The 16,750-nt window shown below is 73.9% G+C and carries 12 protein-coding genes and 3 pseudogenes; 8 read left to right on the forward strand and 7 right to left on the reverse strand.

What is annotated here, in order from left to right; translation table 11 throughout:
- The first annotated feature begins 72 nt into the window (after nucleotides 1-72).
- Nucleotides 73-693: a fused MFS/spermidine synthase gene (locus tag DA06_RS05500; protein WP_052436408.1), complete on the forward strand. Its 621-nt coding sequence runs from the start codon at nucleotides 73-75 to the stop codon at nucleotides 691-693.
- 82 nt (nucleotides 694-775) lie between these two features.
- Here DA06_RS05500 and DA06_RS05505 read toward each other — a convergent pair whose 3' ends face one another.
- The 3 genes from DA06_RS05505 to DA06_RS05515 form a co-directional block, all read right to left on the reverse strand.
- Nucleotides 776-982, reverse strand: a complete 207-nt coding sequence (locus DA06_RS05505; protein ID WP_043498042.1) for a cold-shock protein — start codon at nucleotides 980-982, stop codon at nucleotides 776-778.
- A 313-nt stretch (nucleotides 983-1,295) separates the two neighbouring features.
- Nucleotides 1,296-2,687 (reverse strand): MFS transporter, encoded by a 1,392-nt coding sequence (locus DA06_RS05510; RefSeq protein ID WP_052436409.1) that lies wholly within the window; start codon nucleotides 2,685-2,687, stop codon nucleotides 1,296-1,298.
- A 224-nt stretch (nucleotides 2,688-2,911) separates the two neighbouring features.
- Nucleotides 2,912-3,844: a proteasome assembly chaperone family protein gene (locus DA06_RS05515; RefSeq protein ID WP_043498043.1), complete on the reverse strand. Its 933-nt coding sequence runs from the start codon at nucleotides 3,842-3,844 to the stop codon at nucleotides 2,912-2,914.
- Between the two features lie 241 nt (nucleotides 3,845-4,085).
- Here DA06_RS05515 and DA06_RS05520 point away from each other — a divergent pair, with 241 nt between their 5' ends.
- From DA06_RS05520 to DA06_RS05540, 5 genes and pseudogenes are all read left to right on the forward strand, one after another.
- Entirely contained in the window at nucleotides 4,086-6,104 is a 2,019-nt protein-coding gene (locus DA06_RS05520) for a HelD family protein (protein WP_418607083.1), read from the forward strand.
- A gap of 123 nt (nucleotides 6,105-6,227) precedes the next feature.
- A complete protein-coding gene (locus DA06_RS05525; RefSeq protein WP_418607085.1) occupies nucleotides 6,228-6,386 on the forward strand; it encodes a hypothetical protein in 159 nt (52 codons plus the stop codon).
- 129 nt (nucleotides 6,387-6,515) lie between these two features.
- Nucleotides 6,516-7,755, forward strand: a pseudogene (gene serA, locus DA06_RS05530) (phosphoglycerate dehydrogenase).
- A 104-nt stretch (nucleotides 7,756-7,859) separates the two neighbouring features.
- Nucleotides 7,860-8,879 (forward strand): annotated as a pseudogene (gene mgrA, locus DA06_RS05535) (L-glyceraldehyde 3-phosphate reductase); the annotation flags it as partial.
- A gap of 36 nt (nucleotides 8,880-8,915) precedes the next feature.
- Nucleotides 8,916-10,694, forward strand: coding sequence for an AMP-binding protein (locus tag DA06_RS05540; RefSeq protein ID WP_418607087.1), 1,779 nt, complete (start codon nucleotides 8,916-8,918; stop codon nucleotides 10,692-10,694).
- 16 nt (nucleotides 10,695-10,710) lie between these two features.
- Here DA06_RS05540 and nrdR read toward each other — a convergent pair whose 3' ends face one another.
- Both nrdR and DA06_RS05550 read right to left on the reverse strand, forming a co-directional pair.
- The gene (gene nrdR, locus DA06_RS05545) at nucleotides 10,711-11,286 is read right to left on the reverse strand and encodes a transcriptional regulator NrdR (RefSeq protein WP_418607089.1); all 576 of its coding nucleotides are present in this window, start codon (nucleotides 11,284-11,286) and stop codon (nucleotides 10,711-10,713) included.
- A 134-nt stretch (nucleotides 11,287-11,420) separates the two neighbouring features.
- On the reverse strand, nucleotides 11,421-11,912 hold the full coding sequence (locus DA06_RS05550; protein WP_418607090.1) for a LysM peptidoglycan-binding domain-containing protein: 492 nt from the start codon (nucleotides 11,910-11,912) through the stop codon (nucleotides 11,421-11,423).
- 275 nt (nucleotides 11,913-12,187) lie between these two features.
- Here DA06_RS05550 and lexA point away from each other — a divergent pair, with 275 nt between their 5' ends.
- On the forward strand, nucleotides 12,188-12,808 hold the full coding sequence (gene lexA / locus DA06_RS05555) for a transcriptional repressor LexA (RefSeq protein ID WP_418607874.1): 621 nt from the start codon (nucleotides 12,188-12,190) through the stop codon (nucleotides 12,806-12,808).
- A 16-nt stretch (nucleotides 12,809-12,824) separates the two neighbouring features.
- Here lexA and DA06_RS05560 read toward each other — a convergent pair whose 3' ends face one another.
- Nucleotides 12,825-13,835 carry an L-lactate dehydrogenase gene (locus DA06_RS05560; RefSeq protein WP_043498047.1) on the reverse strand — a complete coding sequence of 337 codons (1,011 nt, stop codon included), beginning with the start codon at nucleotides 13,833-13,835 and terminating at the stop codon, nucleotides 12,825-12,827.
- Between the two features lie 42 nt (nucleotides 13,836-13,877).
- Nucleotides 13,878-14,843, reverse strand: a pseudogene (locus tag DA06_RS05565) (ATP-dependent DNA helicase); the annotation flags it as partial.
- Between DA06_RS05565 and DA06_RS05570 the strand changes: the two are divergent.
- Nucleotides 14,830-16,749, forward strand: coding sequence for an aldehyde dehydrogenase family protein (locus DA06_RS05570; protein WP_418607092.1), 1,920 nt, complete (start codon nucleotides 14,830-14,832; stop codon nucleotides 16,747-16,749). The pseudogene DA06_RS05565 and the gene DA06_RS05570 sit on opposite strands and share 14 nt — an antisense overlap.
- Nucleotide 16,750 lies beyond the last annotated feature (1 nt).

The following is a 16,750-nucleotide window of genomic DNA, read 5'->3' on the forward strand; positions in this document are numbered from 1 at the left end:
TATCGCTGGGACCTGTCGGCGCCGGGCGGCGGTCAGACGTTCGACAGAGGCGCGGCCCGGCCGGCCGGCCTCGTGCGCGCCCTCCACCTCGGCGCCGCGGGGTGCGCGCTGCCCCGCGCCCTGGAGGCCCGCCGTCCCGGCTCGACGCAGCTGGCCGTGGAGCTGGACGAGAAGCTCGCCGCGCTGGTGCGCGAGTGGTTCGACCTGCCCCGGGCCCCCCGGCTGCGCATCCGCACGGGTGACGCCCGCGCCGTGACGGCGTCCCAGCGCCAGGGCTCGTGGGAGGTGGTGGTCCGCGACGTGTTCGACCACGCCGAGGTGCCGCGCCACGTCCGCACGGTCGAGGCGGTGGCGGAGGTGCACCGGGTGCTCGTGCCGGGCGGTCTGTACCTGGTGAACCTCACGGACCACCCGCCGCTGCACCGGGCGCGCGTGGAGGTCGCGACGCTCCAGCAGGTGTTCGCCCACGTGCAGCTGGTGGCGGACCCGGCGATCCTGCGCGGTCGGCGCTACGGCAACGTCGTCCTCGCGGCGTCGGACCGGCCGATCCCGGTCGCGGAGGTCGAGCGGGGACTGCGACGCCTGCCGCTGCCGGTCCGGCTCGTCGAGGGCCCCGATCTCGACGCCTTCCGCGGGACCGTGCCGCCTGTGCTCGACCCGCCCGCGGACGCGGAGACGGCGTCGGCCCGCTGAGCGGCCGGGACCGGGCCGGAAGAGGAACGGGCCCGTACCTGGCGGTACGGGCCCGTAGGTGGCCGGTCAGCCGGCCGGCAGGTCAGAGAGCGCGGACGTTCTCGGCCTGGGGGCCCTTCGGGCCCTGGGTGATCTCGAACTCGACACGCTGCGCGTCCTCGAGCGAGCGGTAACCGTCGGACTGGATCGCGGAGTAGTGGACGAACACGTCGGGGGCGTTGCCACCGTCCTGCTCGATGAAGCCGTAGCCCTTCTCAGCGTTGAACCACTTCACGGTTCCCTGTGCCATCTTGCTGTGTCCTTCCGGGACGTTGGTGGGCCTGCCTCGTGCCGGCCCGGTTCTTGCCGCAATACCTCGTCCCACTTCCTTGCCCGGACCCCGCCCGCCGGAGCGACCGGTGCCCGTGGGGCCCACCTTCGGGCGGGTCCCGGACCGCACGTCAGGGAAACGCAGATGCAACGGCCACAGCATGGCAGAAGTCACGTTCGGCGGCTAGGGATCTACGGCGGAATTCCGCGCCTCACCAGAACCTGCTACCTGCACCGCTCGCGGCGGGCGTCGCAGGTGCCTGCGGCGGCCGCGACCGGTGTTGCCGCTGCCGTCACCGCGCCCGGTCGGCAGGCGCCCGGACCTGCCCGCAGGCCCCACAGGGTGTCAGGAGCGACCCGAACCCCGACGGCGGAGGCGGGCTACCGCCTCGCGCACCGGGGGGACCACGACGCCGTGCGCTGCCATCCGCCGCCGGGTGCTTCGACGGCACACCAGCAGCCCGGCGAGGCCGACCACCCACAGCAGGGCCTGCGACGACATCGCGAGCCGGAAGTCGGCGAGGGTGTACGCGCCGTCCGGGCGGACGACGTCGAGCACCGCCCCGACGAGGAAGATCGCGACGAGGGACGCCACGAACCCCCCCGACGTTGACCAGGCCCGTGGCGGTCCCGAGCCGCTCGGGCTGGACGAACGTGCGGGCGAAGTCGAAGCCGATGTTGGAGGCGGTCGCCGAGACGGTCAGCACGACGACCAGCAGCGCCAGCTGCCACGTCGGGCGTGGTGTCGAAGGAAGGAGCACCGTCGCCCACACCACGACGGTCGCGGCGACGGCGCCGAGCACCAGCCAGGAGCGGCGCAGCGGGTGCCGGCTCTGGAGGAGCCCGGTGACCGGGCCGGTCACCACGCCCGTGAGCGCGGCGAGCGTGAGCAGGGAGCTCGCCGCGGCCGTGCTCACCCCCTGACCGGCGGTGAGGAAGGGCACGCCCCAGAGCAGCATGAAGGTGTTGGTGGGGAAGAGGCAGACGAAGTGGGTGAAGAACCCGAGCCAGGTGCCCGGCTCGCGGAGCACGACGGCGATCGGCACCCGGGTCGCCGCGGCGGGGACCGGCGCGGCGGGCACCTCCGCCCCGGTCCCCACGGGCTGCACCGACTCCGACGACCGCCGCCCCGGGCGCACCGTCGGGTGGTCCCGGACGACGACGAGGACGACGAGGCCCACGAAGACGCCGGCGGCAGCCAGCGACGCGAACGCCGTCGTCCATCCCGCCCCCAGCAGCAGCGCGAGGAAGGGGACGGCGGAGACGATCTGACCGGTCTGCCCGACGATGCCGGTCATCTGGGTCAGCAGCGGTACGCGCTGACCGGGGAACCAGGCGGGGACGAGGCGGAGGACGGACACGAAAGCGGTGGCGTCACCGACCCCCACCAGCGCCCGGGCCGCGAGCGCCAGAGGCAGCGTGTCGACGAGCGCCAGCATGAGCTGGCCGCCCGCGAGAATCAGCGCGCCGGTGAAGATGACCTTCCGGCTGCCGACCTTGTCCAGGACCATCCCGACCGGGACCTGGGCGGCCGCGTACACGGCGAGCTGGACGACGACGAAGAGGGACAGGACGGACGCCGAGATGCCGAACCGCTCGGCCGCCTGCAGCCCGGCCACGCCGAGGGACGTGCGACCGGTGGTGGCGACGACGTAGGCCACCAGTCCGGCGCCCCAGACGGTCATCGCCGCTCGGGTGGGCGCTGGGGATCGGAACGGTGACACGGCCGCTATTGTCCCAGTCCCCGCCGCCCGTGGCCCCACGAGCGCCGGTGAGGGCGGATGAGCCTGCTCACACGCCGCGGCCGGGTGTTGTCCGGCACGCAGGGTCGCGCCGGTCTCCGGCACGCCGCGCCGCGCGTGGTCGCGTCCGGGCCGCGCCCGCAAGATCCAGGGGCGCGCCGGCCACGTCAGGGCTGGTCGGGGCGGCCGCCGTCGTCGGCCTGCTCGGCCAGGAAGGCCTCGAGCTGGGCACCGATCTCGTCGGCGGTGGGAAGCGGGTCCGGCTCGGCGAGCAGCGTCCGGTGCGTGGGCTGCGCCGCGGCCTCCATGAAGGCGTCGTACTGCTGCTCGAGGGCGTGGACCACCGCTCCGACCTCGGCCGACGCGGAGACCTGCGCCTCGATCTGACGCGCGGTCTCGGCGGCGGCGGCCTCCAGCTCACCGACGGGGAGGGCGAGGCCCGTGCTGGCCGCGACCTGACGGACGAGCTCGGCGGCGGCCTGCGGGTACTCGGACTGCGCGAGGTAGTGGGGGACGTTGGCGGCGAAGCCGAGGGCGTCGTGCCCGGTGCGGCCCAGACGCAGCTCCAGCAGCCCGGCGGCGCTCCCCGGGATCTGGACGCGGCCCATGAGGTGGCGCTGCGGGTCGACGAGCCCGTCGCGGGTCGCGTGGGCGGTCACGCTGATGGGGCGGGTGTGCGGGACGGCCATGGGGATGCCCTGCAGGCCGATGGTGCGCTGCACCCCGAACGCCTCCACCAGGTCCACGACGGCGGCCGTGAAGCGGTCCCACTGCAGGTCCGGCTCGGGCCCGTGCAGGAGCAGCAGCTCGGTGCCCTCGTCGTCGCGCAGGCGGTCCACCGCGATGACCGGCTCGTCGTAGTCGGTGTAGCGCCAGTCCTCGAAGGTCATGGCGGGCCGGCGCGAGCGGTAGTCGATCAGCGCGTCCGAGTCGAAGGTGACCACGCGCTCGACGGGCAGGGACTCCAGCAGGTGGCGGGCGACCATCTCCCCGGCGTGCCCGGCGTCCATCGCCCCGCGGAGGGCATGCACGAGCACCGGGACGGGGCCGTCGTCGAACGCCTCCGGGCTCACTGCGTACAGGTCGTGGGGGTCGCGCATGCTGCCGCGCTCCTCTCGTGAAGTCACCTCTGTCGGTCTCTGCCTTACCCAACACCGGAGGCGTCCGCATCATTCCACGGCGGTCGGCGCACCGCCGGGCACGCCGCAGAGGGCGTCCGGAATCACCGGTTCCATCACGCGGACCGCCTGCAGCGGGCCGCGCGGTGGCGGATAATGGATGGCCGTGTGTCGACCGCACACGGCAGGGACGACACACGGACAGGACGACGAGGGGGCCCGCGTGCCACGAGAGGCCATCACGCCGGAGCAGGCAGTGCCGGCATCGACCGCCGAGGCGGCGATCGCCCAGGAGCAGCGGTACCTGGACGTCGTCTACGCCCGGCTGGACGAGCTTCGCGCGGCGTACCGGCAACGGCTGGCCCAGGTGCGCCGCGGCGGTCCCTCCGGCTCGCCCCAGAACCGCTCCGAGCGCGACGCGTTCGCCGCACACTACGAGGACACCGTGTCCCGCCTGGACCACGTGGAGAACCGTCTCGTGTTCGGCCGCCTCGACCTGCGCGGCTCCGAGGAGCCTCGGTACGTCGGGCGGATCGGGATGTCGGACGCCGACCACGACCAGCTGCTCGTCGACTGGCGGGCCCCCAGCGCGCAGCCGTTCTACCAGGCCACCGCTGCGCACCCGGGCGACGTCGTCCGGCGCCGCCACCTGATGACCCGGGCCCGTTCCGTGGTGGGGGTGGAGGACGAGCTCCTCGACCACGCGCACCTGGACGAGGACGTGGCCCAGGGCCTGACCGGCGAGGGTGCGCTGTTCGCGGCGATGTCGGCCGCCCGCGAGGGCCGCATGAGCGACATCGTGGCGACCATCCAGGGCGAGCAGGACGCGGTGATCCGCTCCCCCCTCGACGGTGTGCTGGTGGTCCAGGGCGGGCCCGGCACCGGCAAGACGGCCGTCGCGCTGCACCGCGCCGCCTACCTCCTGTACGCGCACCGCGAGCGCCTCGAACGCTCCGGCGTGCTGCTCGTGGGCCCGTCGCGGGTCTTCCTGCGCTACATCGAGCAGGTCCTGCCCTCCCTCGGCGAGACGGACGTCGTCGCCACCACCATGGCGGAGCTCCTCCCCGGGACGACGGCGACAGCCACCGAGCGCGCGGAGGTGGCGGAGGTCAAGGGCCGCACCGCCATGGCGAAGGTCCTCTCCCGCGCCGTGCGCGCCCTCCAGCGCGTCCCCGCCGAGGTGCAGGAGCTCGACGTCGAGGGTGTGCGGCTGCACCTGCGCCCCGAGGACGTCCGCACCGCCATGGGCCGCGCGCGCCGCACGGGCCTCCCGCACAACCAGGCGCGGGAGACCTTCGCCCTCGCGGTGCTCGACGTCCTGGTGCGTGAGTACGCCGTCGCCCGCGGCGGCGAGGGCGACGACGACCCCGAGGACCGGGCGTGGCTGCGCGAGGACGTGCGCACGGCGCGGGACGTGCGCCGGGCCGTGAACCTCTGCTGGATGCCCACCACCCCGCACGGGCTGCTCGAGCGGCTGTACGCACGGCCGGACCTGCTGGCCCTGCACGGGCGCGGCCTGTCCGCGGACGACCGGGAGCTGCTGCGCCGCGAGAAGGGGTCGCCGTGGACGGTGGCCGACGTGCCGCTGCTGGACGAGCTGGCCGAGCTGCTCGGCCCGCACGAGCAGGCCGAGGCCGCACGCGCCGCCGCCGAGGCGCGGCTCCAGGCCGCCGAGGAGGTGCGCTACGCCCAGGAGGCCATCACGTCGCAGGGGCTGGGCATGGGCATGGTCACCGCCGAGATGCTCGCCGAACGCTTCACGGCCACCGGCCCGAGACTCACGACGGCGGAGCGTGCCGCCGCGGACCGCACCTGGACCTACGGCCACGTCGTCGTCGACGAGGCGCAGGAGCTCTCTCCCATGGCCTGGCGGGCACTGCTGCGCCGTTGCCCCTCCCGGTCGATGACCGTGGTCGGCGACCTGGCCCAGCGCAGTGGGCACCGGCCCGCCCGCTCGTGGACGGAGGTCCTCGGCGCCGCGGGCAGCGAGCACGTGCGCGAGGCGGTGCTCACGGTCAGCTACCGCACGCCCGCGACGGTCATGGACGCGGCGACGGCGGTGATGACGGAGCTCGGCGCCGAACCCGCCTACCCCGTCCGGGCGGCACGCGACCTCCCGGGCTCCCTGGCGACCACCCCAGCCAGGCGGCAGGACCTGCCGGCGGCCACGGTCGCGCGTCCGCGGGGGAGCTGGCCCGCCTGGACGCCGAGGTCGGGCCCGGCTCCGGCCGCCTCGCCGTGATCGTGCCGTCGGGGTCCGAGCGCAGGGTCGCCGAGGCGCTGCTCGCCGAGGAGGACCTGCGTGACGCGCTGACGTCCGGGCACGGCGACCCGCTCGGGGGCCCGCATCGCCGTCGTCGACGCGGTGCAGGCCAAGGGCCTGGAGTACGACCTGGTCGTGCTGCTCGATCCGGCAAGCGTCCTCGGCAGCGGCGCCGGTGACCTGTACGTGGCGATGACCCGCCCCACCCGCAGGCTGCACGTGGTCCACTCCGAGGAGCTCCCCGCCGGCTTCCCGGGCTGACCCGGCCGCCGCGGCGGGGCGGGCGGGCCTTCGCCGGCCCCGCGGCGGGGCGTCGGCGCCGGACGGTGAGACTCATCCAACACCTGGACGAACTTGCTCCGCATACCGAGACGGGCGGAGCATGGCCTCGTGGCTCGCGCACTGCTCCTGGAGAACCCCCATCCCGACGCCGACCCGATCCTGGCCGCCGCAGGCTTCGACGTCGTCCGGCACCCCGGCGCCATGGAGGAGGACGAGCTGATCGAGGCCCTCGACGGCGTCGACGTGCTCGGCATCCGGTCCACCACCCACGTCACGGAGCGGGTGCTCGCGGCACACCCGGGCCTGACCGCGATCGGCGCCTTCTGCATCGGCACGAACCAGATCGACCTCCGTGCGGCCGCTCGCCGCGGCATCGCCGTGTTCAACGCGCCGTTCTCCAACACCCGCTCCGTGGTGGAGCTCGCGGTGGCCGAGATCATCGCCCTCACGCGCCGGCTGACGGTCCGGGACAAGGCCCTGCACGCGGGTGTGTGGGACAAGACCGCATCGGGGTCGCACGAGGTCCGCGGCCGCACCCTGGGCATCATCGGCTACGGCAACATCGGCACCCAGCTCTCCGTGGTGGCCGAGGCGCTCGGCCTGCGCGTGGTGTTCTACGACACGGCCGAGAAGCTCGCCCTGGGCAACGCCCACCGGATGAGCTCGCTGTCGGAGGTTCTGGCCGTCGCCGACGTCGTCACGCTGCACGTGGACGGACGGGCCGGCAACGCCGGCATGTTCGGGCGCGAGCAGTTCGAGAAGATGAAGCACGGCGCCGCGTTCCTCAACCTCTCGCGGGGCTTCCTCGTCGACTACTCCGTGCTGCGGGAGAAGATCCTCGACGGGTCGATCTCCGGCGCCGCCGTCGACGTCTTCCCGGACGAGCCGCGCCGCAACGGCGACCCGTTCGACTCCGAGCTGCGCGGGCTGCCCAACGTGATCCTGACCCCGCACGTGGGCGGCTCCACCCAGGAGGCGCAGGAGAACATCGGGCACTTCGTCGCGAACAAGCTGACCAAGTACGTCCGCGCCGGGTCCACCGACCTCTCCGTCAACCTCCCCCCGCCTCACGCTGCAGCCCTCGGACGCCGCGCGTTACCGCGTCGCCTTCGTGCACCGCAACACGCCCGGCGTCCTCGCCCTGGTGAACCAGACCTTCGCGGAGCACGGCGCCAACATCGAGGGACAGATCCTCGGCACGGTCGGCGAGATCGGCTACGTGGTGACGGACATCGGCTCCGAGCTGCCCCGTGAGGCCGTGGAGGCCGTGCGGAGCATGGAGGACACCGTGCGCCTGCGCGTCATGGTGCGCCCCGGTCACGAGGACGCGGTCAACGGCCTGCAGTGAGCGACCGCCGGCGGGTGCGGCGTCGTGCGGGACCGCCGCGACGCGGGCCGGGCGGCGACGGACCGCGCAACGGCAGTAACGTCGGAGCATGTTCACCCCCCGCGCCCGGGCGCTACGACTCCATGACCTACCGCCGCTGCGGCCGCAGCGGCCTCGACCTGCCCGCCGTCGCCCTCGGCCTCTGGCAGAACTTCGGCGAGGAGACGCCGTACTCGACCCAGCGTGACATCGTCCTGCGCGCCGTCGACCTGGGCATCACCCACATCGACCTCGCCAACAACTACGGTCCCCCGCCCGGCTCGGCCGAGAAACACTTCGGCAGGATGCTCGCCGAGGACCTGGCAGGCCTGCGCGACGAGCTCGTCATCTCCACCAAGGCGGGCTACGACATGTGGCCGGGCCCGTACGGCAACGGGGGGTCGCGCAAGTACCTGCTCGCGTCGCTCGACGCCTCGCTCGAGCGGATGGGCCTGGACTACGTCGACCTCTTCTACTCCCACCGGTTCGACGCGACGACGCCGCTGCGCGAGACGCTGGGCGCCCTCAAGACCGCGGTGGACTCCGGGCGCGCCCTGTACGCAGGCATCTCCTCCTACTCCGCCGAACGCACCCTCGAGGCGCTCGAGATCGCCGCGGAGATCGGCCTGGACATCCTGGTGCACCAGCCCTCGTACTCGATGCTGAACCGCTGGATCGAGCAGGGCGAGCCCAGCCTCCTCGACGTGCTCGGGGAGGCCGGCACCGGCGCCGTCGTCTTCTCGCCGCTCGCGCAGGGCATGCTCACGGACAAGTACCTCGACGGCGTCCCGGAGGGGTCGAGAGCGGCACGCGACGGCTCGCTGAGGCAGGAGTTTCTCCAGGAGTCCACGCTCCAGAACGTGCGCGCGCTGAACGACGTCGCCGCCCGCCGCGGGCAGACCCTCGCGCAGATGGCCATCGCCTGGGTGCTGCGCGACCCGCGCGTGACCACCGCGCTGATCGGGGCGTCCAGCGTCGCCCAGCTCGAGGACTCCGTGCGGGCGCTGGAGAACCTGGAGTTCACCGAGGAGGAGCTCACGCAGATCGACCGCCACGCCGTCGACGCCGGCATCAACATCTGGGCCCCCCGTTCCTCGGACCTCTGAGCCGAAGGCAGGAACCCCGCGACCCGGAGGCAGACGATGACCGAGAGAGCCACGGAGTCCCCCGCGCCCGCCCGGCCCGGCTACGCGCCGGGAGTGCCCGCAGAGATCGAGGTGCCGGACCGCCCGGTCCCCACCCTCCTGACCGACGCGGCGCGCCGGTACGGCGAGAGGGTGGCGCTGGACTTCCTCGGCGCGGACACCACGTACCGCGAGCTCGCCGACCAGGTGGAGCGTGCGGCCGGCATGCTCCGCGCCGCGGGGGTGCGCCCCGGCGACCGGGTGGCCCTCGTCCTGCCGAACTGTCCGCAGCACGTGGTCGCGTTCTACGCCGTCCTCCGGCTGGGCGCCGTCGTGGCGGAGCACAACCCGCTGGCGCCGGCCTCCGAGATCCAGGCGCAGCTCGCGGCGCACGGCGCCCGTGTGGTGGTGTGCTGGGAGAAGGCGGTGGACCGGGTGGCACCGGGCGGCGAGCTCGGCGGCAGGCGGGTCCTCACCGTCAACCTCGCCGCTGCGCTCCCCCGCCGATCCTGCCTGCTCCTGCGCCTGCCCGTCCGGGCCGCCCGCCGCCAGCGCGAGACGCTTCGCGGGCCCGTCCCCGGGGGGACGCGCAGCTGGGAGCGGATGACGGCCGCAGCCTCGCCCCTGGACCCGTCCCACCCGCTGCCGCGGGCCGAGGACCTGGCGGTGCTGATCCACACCGGGGGCACCACCGGCACCCCGAAGGCGGTCGCCCTGACCCACCGCAACCTCATGGCGAACACCGTTCAGGGGGCCGCCTGGGTCCACGGCCTCCAGCCCGGCGAGGAGACCATCTACTCGGTACTCCCGTTCTTCCACGCCTTCGGCATGACCCTGTGCCTCACGTTCGCCGTCCACTTCGGGGCCACGCAGGTGGTGCTGCCCCGCTTCGACGTCGACATCGTCCTTGCCGCGATGCGCCGTCATCCGGCCACGTTCTTCCCGGGCGTCCCGCCGATCTTCGACAAGCTGACGACCGCGGCACGCGAGCGCGGCGTCGACATGTCGTCCGTGCGCTACGCCATCTCCGGCGCCATGGCCCTTTCCGCCGACGTGGCCCGTCGCTGGGAGGAGCTCACGGGCGGGCTCATCATCGAGGGCTACGGCATGACGGAGTCCTCGCCGGTCGCCCTCGGCAGCCCCGTGGGGCCGGGCCGGCGCCCCGGGACGCTCGGGCTGCCGTTCCCCTCGACCGAGATCCGGATCGTCGACCCGGAGGACCCCGCCAGAGACGTGCCCGAGGGGCAGCAGGGCGAGCTCCTCGTCCGCGGACCACAGGTCTTCGCCGGCTACTACGGCCGCCCGGAGGAGACCGCGGAGGTCCTGCTCGAGGGCGGCTGGCTCCGCACCGGCGACATCGTCCGGCGCGACGAGCACGGCTTCGTGGTGCTCGCCGACAGACGCAAGGAGCTCATCATCTCCGGCGGCTTCAACATCTACCCCTCCCAGGTGGAGGACGCCGTGCGCTCCATGCCGGGGGTGATCGACGTCGCCGTCGTCGGCGTCCCGGACGAGTCCCACGGGGAGAGCGTGGTGGCCGCCCTGGTCGTCGCCCCCGGCGTGCACGTCGACCTCGCGCAGGTGCGGGCGTGGACGCACGAGCGGCTCGCGCACTACGCCATGCCGCGACGCGTCGCGATCCTCGACGAGCTTCCCCGCTCGCAGCTGGGCAAGGTGCTGCGCCGGAAGGTCCGGGAGGAGCTGCTCGCGGCCGGTGAGCACGTGCGCTCGGCGGCGGAGCAGGTCCGCTCCCAGCTTCACGAGAAGGACGCCGGCCCGCCGGGGAGCGCCTCCTAGCCCGCCGCCCGACGCGTCAGCGGGCCGGCGCCTGCTCCACCTCGCCGGCCGGCCCCACGTCGGCGGAGCCGTCCACGACGTCGCCGTCCTGCCCGGCGGCCCGCCCGCCGGCCGTCTGCCCGCCCTGCTCCGACCTCGTCCGGTCGGCCCGTTCCGCGCGCAGGATAGCGATGGCGTCCTCGAAGTCCTCGAGGCTGCTGAAGGAGGAGTACACGCTGGCGAAGCGGAGGTAGGCCACCTCGTCGAGCTGACGCAGCGGCCCGAGGATCGCGAGGCCGATCTCGTGGGCGTCGATCTGCGCGGCTCCCGAGGAGCGCAACGCCTCCTCGACCTGCTGGGCGAGGAGCGCCAGGTCGTCGTCGGACACCGGCCGTCCCTGGCAGGCCTTGCGCACGCCCGCGACCACCTTCTCCCGGCTGAAGGGCTCCGTGGCGCCGGAGCGCTTGACGACCGTCAGGCTGGACGTCTCCACCGTGCTGAAGCGCCGCCCGCACGAGGGGCACTGACGACGACGGCGGATGGCCGAACCGTCCTCGGCCGTGCGTGAGTCGATCACCCGCGTGTCGGCATGACGGCAGAACGGGCAGTGCACGCTGAAGCTCCTCCCTGCGCCCGCCCTGCGCGGACCGCACCCGGCGGCCGCATCCGGGGCGCGGAGCACCGGCGGCGCGGGCGCCTGAGGAACCGTAGGTCCCGCCCGGTCCCGGGTGCAAGCAGGTGCGCCGGTCATCCGGCGGGAACGAGCAGCTCCTGCCCCACCGCGAGGTCGGAGGACGCGAGACCGTTCAGCGCCGCGATCTCCTCCACGACGTCGCGCGGGTCCTCGCCGGGCGACGCGGCCGCGCTCGCCAGCGACCAGAGCGAGTCGCCGGCGCCCACCGTCACCGTGGTCGTCGCACCGTCCGTGGACGGGTTCGCCGCCATCCCCACCAGCGCGCCGGCGCCCACCGAGAGGGCGGTGGCCGCGACGAGGGACAGGACGGCGACGACGCGGCGCCCCCGGACGGTCAGGCGAAGGGGTGCGGACGACCCGGTGCGGTGCTCGACCGAGCCTGCGCGGGCATCACGCGCCGGGACATCTGCCACCGGAACGAAACCGGGGCCCACGAGCTGAAGGTTGCCGCGACGCACGGGGCGTGCACCGGTTCCGCGCCGCGCCGGCCGCGGCCGGGACGCCGGGGCCGGCTGCCACGCCGGATCTGCGAGCACTGCACTCATGTCGATCTCCTCGAACCTCTGTTCGTCGAACGTCTGTACGCAGACTATCCGGGCCGGACGCTCTTTGTCGACACACCGTCGAACAGTTGTTTGAGATCGGGCTCCGGGCCTTCTAGGCTGACGTCGAGAAGCCCACCACCGACCACTGACATCGGCGGCCGCCCCGTCCGCCGCAGGACCCGCACGAGGAAGGACCCGCCGTCGTGAGCAAGGCCGAGAAGCAGGCAGACCAGCCCGACCCGCCCGCCGTCCAGGAGCTGACGGACCGGCAGCGCATGATCCTCGAGACCATCCGGGAGACGGTTTCCTCGCGCGGCTACCCGCCGAGCATGCGTGAGATCGGTGAGGCCGTCGGTCTCACGAGCCCGTCGTCGGTGAAGCACCAGCTCGGGGTGCTCGAGCGCAAGGGCTTCGTGCGACGCGACCCGAACCGGCCCCGTGCCCTGGAGCTGACACCCCGCGGCGTGCCGTCCGTGTCCGAGGCGGTCGGCACGGTCGACGGCGAGGGGCTCCTGACCGGGTCACCGACCTTCGTGCCCGTGGTCGGCCGCATCGCGGCGGGCGGTCCCATCCTGGCGGAGCAGGCGGTCGAGGACGTCTTCCCGCTGCCGCGTCAGCTCGTCGGCGAGGGTGAGCTGTTCCTGCTCAGGGTGGTCGGCGAGTCGATGATCGACGCGGCCATCTGCGACGGGGACTGGGTCGTCGTGCGCCGTCAGCCGGTGGCCGAGAACGGCGAGGTCGTCGCGGCCATGATCGACGGCGAGGCCACCGTGAAGACGTTCCAGCGGAGGGACGGGCACGTGTGGCTGCTGCCCCAGAACCCGGCCTTCTCCCCCATCCCGGGCGACGAGTCCCAGATCCTCGGCCGCGTGGTGACGGTGCTGCGCAGCCTCTGAGCGGCGCGGCGGCCCGTCAGAACCCGAACTGGCGGATCACGGCGCGCACGGACTCCGCGCTGCTGCGCAGTCCCGCACGCTCGTGCTCGGTCACCACGGGGACCAGCCGCCGCCCGGCACCGGTCTGTCCCACGACGGTCGGGACGGACAGGCAGACGTCGGAGATCCCGAGGTAGTCGTCGAGCAGCGTGGAGACGGACAGCACGCGACGCTCGTCGCGCAGGACCGCCTCGATGATGCGCACGACGGCCAGGGCGACGGCGTAGTTGGTGGCGCCCTTGCCCTCGATGATGCGGTAGGCGGAGGTGACGACCTCCTCGGCGATCTGTGCGCGCACCGCCTCGTCGAGGAGCTCGCCGTCGGCCGTGTAACCCCACTGGAGCAGGGGCACCGCGCCGATCATGGCCGAGCTCCACAGCGGTATCTCGGAGTCGCCGTGCTCGCCCGCGATGTAGGCGTGGACGTTCTGGACCGCGACCCCGCACTTCTGCGCGACGAGGTAACGCAGGCGGGAGGTGTCCAGGACCGTGCCCGAGCCGAAGAACCGGTCCTCCGGCACGCCCGAGATCTTCAGACCCGCATAGGTGACGACGTCGACGGGGTTGGCCACCATGACGTACGTCGCGTCGGGGGCCACCTCCACGAGGCGCGGCAGCAGGTCCCGCATGATCCCGATCGTTGCGCCGGCGAGGTCGAGGCGAGACTGTCCCGGCCGCTGCTTGGCGCCGGCGGTGACGATCACGATGTCGGCGTCGGCGCAGACGGCGAGGTCGTCCGAGCCCGACACGGTCCCCATGGGCGTGAACGCGATGCCGTGGGCGATGTCGAGGGCCTCCGCCTCGACCTTCGCCCTGTTGAGGTCGTAGAGCACGACCTCCCGGGCGGCGCCGCGGAGCAGGCACGCGTACGCGAGCGTGGAGCCCACCGCGCCGGCACCGACGATCGCGACCTTGCTCGGGCGCCGGTCCCCCGGCCTGCCCTCTCCCAGCAGCTCGCTGCGCCCACCGACCTCGAGCGGCTCGCTCATCTGTTCTCCCTGCGGTTTCGTCCCGGTCCGTCCGGCTACACCCTAGGCGACGGCGGGGGTGGCGGCAGCGAGACGCCGGAGAGCCGCGCGGGTCACCTCGCCGTCGTGCGTGCGCCACAGCGGCGGCATGGACCGGGTCAGGAAGGTGCCGTACCGGGCGGTCGCCAGCCGGGGGTCCAGCACCGCGACGACGCCGCGGTCGGCGGTGGAGCGCACCAGTCGCCCCGCGCCCTGGGAGAGCAGGAGCGCCGCGTGCGTGGCGGCGACGCTCATGAACCCGTTGCCCCCGGCCGCGGCGACCACGTCGGAGCGCGCGGACCGGACCGGGTCGTCGGGACGCGGGAAGGGGATGCGGTCGATGACCACGAGCCGGCACGTCGGGCCCGGCACGTCGACGCCCTGCCAGAGGGAGAGGGTGCCCATCAGGCTGGTCGGCTCGTCCGCGGCGAACGCTCGCACCAGGGTGGGCAGCTGGTCGTCCCCCTGGCACAGCACCGGGGTGTCGACCTCCTCGCGCAGCCGTTCCGCGGCCGCCTTCGCCGCCCGGCGGGAGGAGAACAGGCCGAGCGTCGCACCGCCCGCGGCCCGGACGAGCTCGACGAGCTCGTCGAGCGCCTGCGGGGTGGGTCCGTCCCGGCCGGGCGGCGGCAGGTGCCGGGCGATGTAGAGGATCCCCTGGCGCGGGTAGTCGAACGGCGAGCCGACGTCGAGGGTCTCGAGCGGGGTGTCCTCGTCGAGGGTGAGGCCGAGCGAGCGAGCCATGGGGTCGAACGTGCCGCCGAGGGTGAGGGTCGCGGACGTCAGCACCGCGGCCCGGCCGGCCAGCAGCTGCGTGGCGACGGAGCCGGCGACGTCGAGCGGCGCCAGCCGCAGGCGGGGCTGCTCCATGCCTCCCCGCGGACGCTCGCACCAGAGCACGTCCCGCCGCTGGGCGACGCCGTCGCCGAGGAGCCGCTCGGCGACCTCGTGGAGCACCACCATCGCGGAGCGGGCCATGGCCCGCGCCCCGCGCGCGGCCCAGCCTGCGTGGTCGGCCCTCCCGGCCGCCGAGCGTGCCGCCGTGCTGCGCCGTGCCGCCGACGAGCTCGAGGCGCGCCGCGGCGACCTCGTCACCCAGATGGTCCACGAGGGCGGCAAGACGATCGACCAGGCCGACCCGGAAGTCTCCGAGGCCATCGACTTCGCCCGCTACTACGCCGACCGTGCGCTCGAGCTCGAGCCCGGCGCCTCCCTGCACACCGACGGCGCCCGGTTCACCCCGGACGTGCTCACCCTCGTGACCCCGCCGTGGAACTTCCCGGTGGCGATCCCGATCGGCGGCGTCCTCGCCGCCCTGGCCGCCGGCTCCGCCGTCGTCATCAAGCCCGCACCGGCCGTGCCCGGCTGCACCGAGATCGCCATGGCCGCCCTGCACGCCGCCGGCGTCCCGGCCGCCGTCGCCCAGGTGGTGCGCTCCGACGAGGGCGAGGTCGGCAAGGCGCTGGTGTCCCACGAAGGGGTCGACACCGTCATCCTGACCGGAGCCGCCGAGACCGCCGAGCTGTTCATGTCCTGGCGTCAAGGCCGGTCCCGCGGGCCGCGGGTCCTGGGGGAGACCTCCGGCAAGAACGCCCTGGTGATCACCCCGGCCGCCGACTACGACCTCGCCGTCGCCGACCTGGTCAAGAGCGCCTTCGGGCACGCCGGGCAGAAGTGCTCGGCCGCGTCGCTGGCGATCCTGGTCGGATCCGCGGGGAGGTCCGAGCGGCTGCGCCGCCAGCTCGTCGACGCGGTGCGCTCGCTGCGCGTGGGCTGGCCCACGGACCTGACCACCACGATGGGCCCGGTCATCGAGCCGCCGACGGGCAAGCTCGAGCGTTCGCTGACGCGTCTGGAGCCGGGCGAGACCTGGCTGGTGGAACCTCGCCCGCTCGACGACTCCGGCCGGCTCTGGTCGCCCGGCCTGAAGGACAACGTCGCGCCCGGCTCGTTCTTCCACCTCACCGAGGCCTTCGGCCCCGTGCTCGGCATCATGTACGCGAAGGACCTCGACGAGGCCATCGAGCTCCAGAACGCCACCGACTACGGGCTGACCGGCGGACTCCACTCCCTGGACGAGGCCGAGATCGACCACTGGCTCTCCCGGGTCGAGGTCGGCAACGCCTACGTCAACCGGCACATCACCGGCGCGATCGTGCGCCGGCAGTCCTTCGGCGGCTGGAAGTCCTCCTCGGTCGGACCGGGCGCCAAGGCCGGCGGCCCCAACTACGTCGCCCAGCTCGGCACCTGGGAACCGGACGGCACGCCCGCCCAGCAGGCCGAGAGCACGGCGGCGGTACGGGCCGCCCTGGCCGACTACACCGGCCTGGTCACGTCCCAGGCGGACCGGTCCTGGCTGCGCTCCGCCGTCGACTCCGACGCCGCCGCCTGGTCGGCCGCACTCGGGACCGAGCACGACGAGAGCGGGCTGAGCGTCGAGGCCAACCTGTTCCGCTACCGGCCCGCAGCGGTGACCGTGCGGACGGTGCCGGGCGCCTCCGTCGTCGAGATGGTTCGTGTCCTGCTCGCCGCCGAGCTCGCCGGCAGCGACGTCCGGGTCAGCCTCGACCCTGAGACGAGCGCCGCGCTGAAGGCGCTGGACGGGGCCGGCGAGAATGCCCAGGCGGGCCTGCGGCGCCTCGCCGGCCTGGTCACGCGCGGCGAGACGACCACGGAGTTCCTCGCCCAGGTCCGCAGGGCTCCTGCCGACCGGATCCGGGTGATCGGCACCGGCCCCGACGCGGACCGGATCGTCGACGAGCTCTCCTCGCCGGCGGTCACCGTGCTCGCCGGACCGGTCCTCGCCACCGGGCGGCGCGAGCTGCTCGGTGCCGTGCGCGAGCAGGCCGTCTCCCGCACCCTCCACCGCTTCGGCCACCTCCCGGCCGGCCACTGAG

Origin of the sequence: Georgenia sp. SUBG003, from assembly GCF_000715355.2 — a bacterium.
Lineage (GTDB): Bacteria > Actinomycetota > Actinomycetes > Actinomycetales > Actinomycetaceae > Georgenia.

What these genes read in the sequence shown, in the direction of transcription:
- DA06_RS05505 (WP_043498042.1), bottom strand. Translation starts at nt 982, where the DNA reads ATGGCACAGGGAACCGTGAAGTGGTTCAACGCTGAGAAGGGCTACGGC.
- DA06_RS05510 (WP_052436409.1), bottom strand. Translation starts at nt 2,687, where the DNA reads ATGACCGTCTGGGGCGCCGGACTGGTGGCCTACGTCGTCGCCACCACC.
- DA06_RS05515 (WP_043498043.1), bottom strand. Translation starts at nt 3,844, where the DNA reads ATGCGCGACCCCCACGACCTGTACGCAGTGAGCCCGGAGGCGTTCGAC.
- DA06_RS05540 (WP_418607087.1), top strand. Translation starts at nt 8,916, where the DNA reads ATGACCGAGAGAGCCACGGAGTCCCCCGCGCCCGCCCGGCCCGGCTAC.
- DA06_RS05550 (WP_418607090.1), bottom strand. Translation starts at nt 11,912, where the DNA reads ATGAGTGCAGTGCTCGCAGATCCGGCGTGGCAGCCGGCCCCGGCGTCC.
- lexA (WP_418607874.1), top strand. Translation starts at nt 12,188, where the DNA reads ATGATCCTCGAGACCATCCGGGAGACGGTTTCCTCGCGCGGCTACCCG.
- DA06_RS05560 (WP_043498047.1), bottom strand. Translation starts at nt 13,835, where the DNA reads ATGAGCGAGCCGCTCGAGGTCGGTGGGCGCAGCGAGCTGCTGGGAGAG.
- DA06_RS05570 (WP_418607092.1), top strand. Translation starts at nt 14,830, where the DNA reads ATGGCCCGCGCCCCGCGCGCGGCCCAGCCTGCGTGGTCGGCCCTCCCG.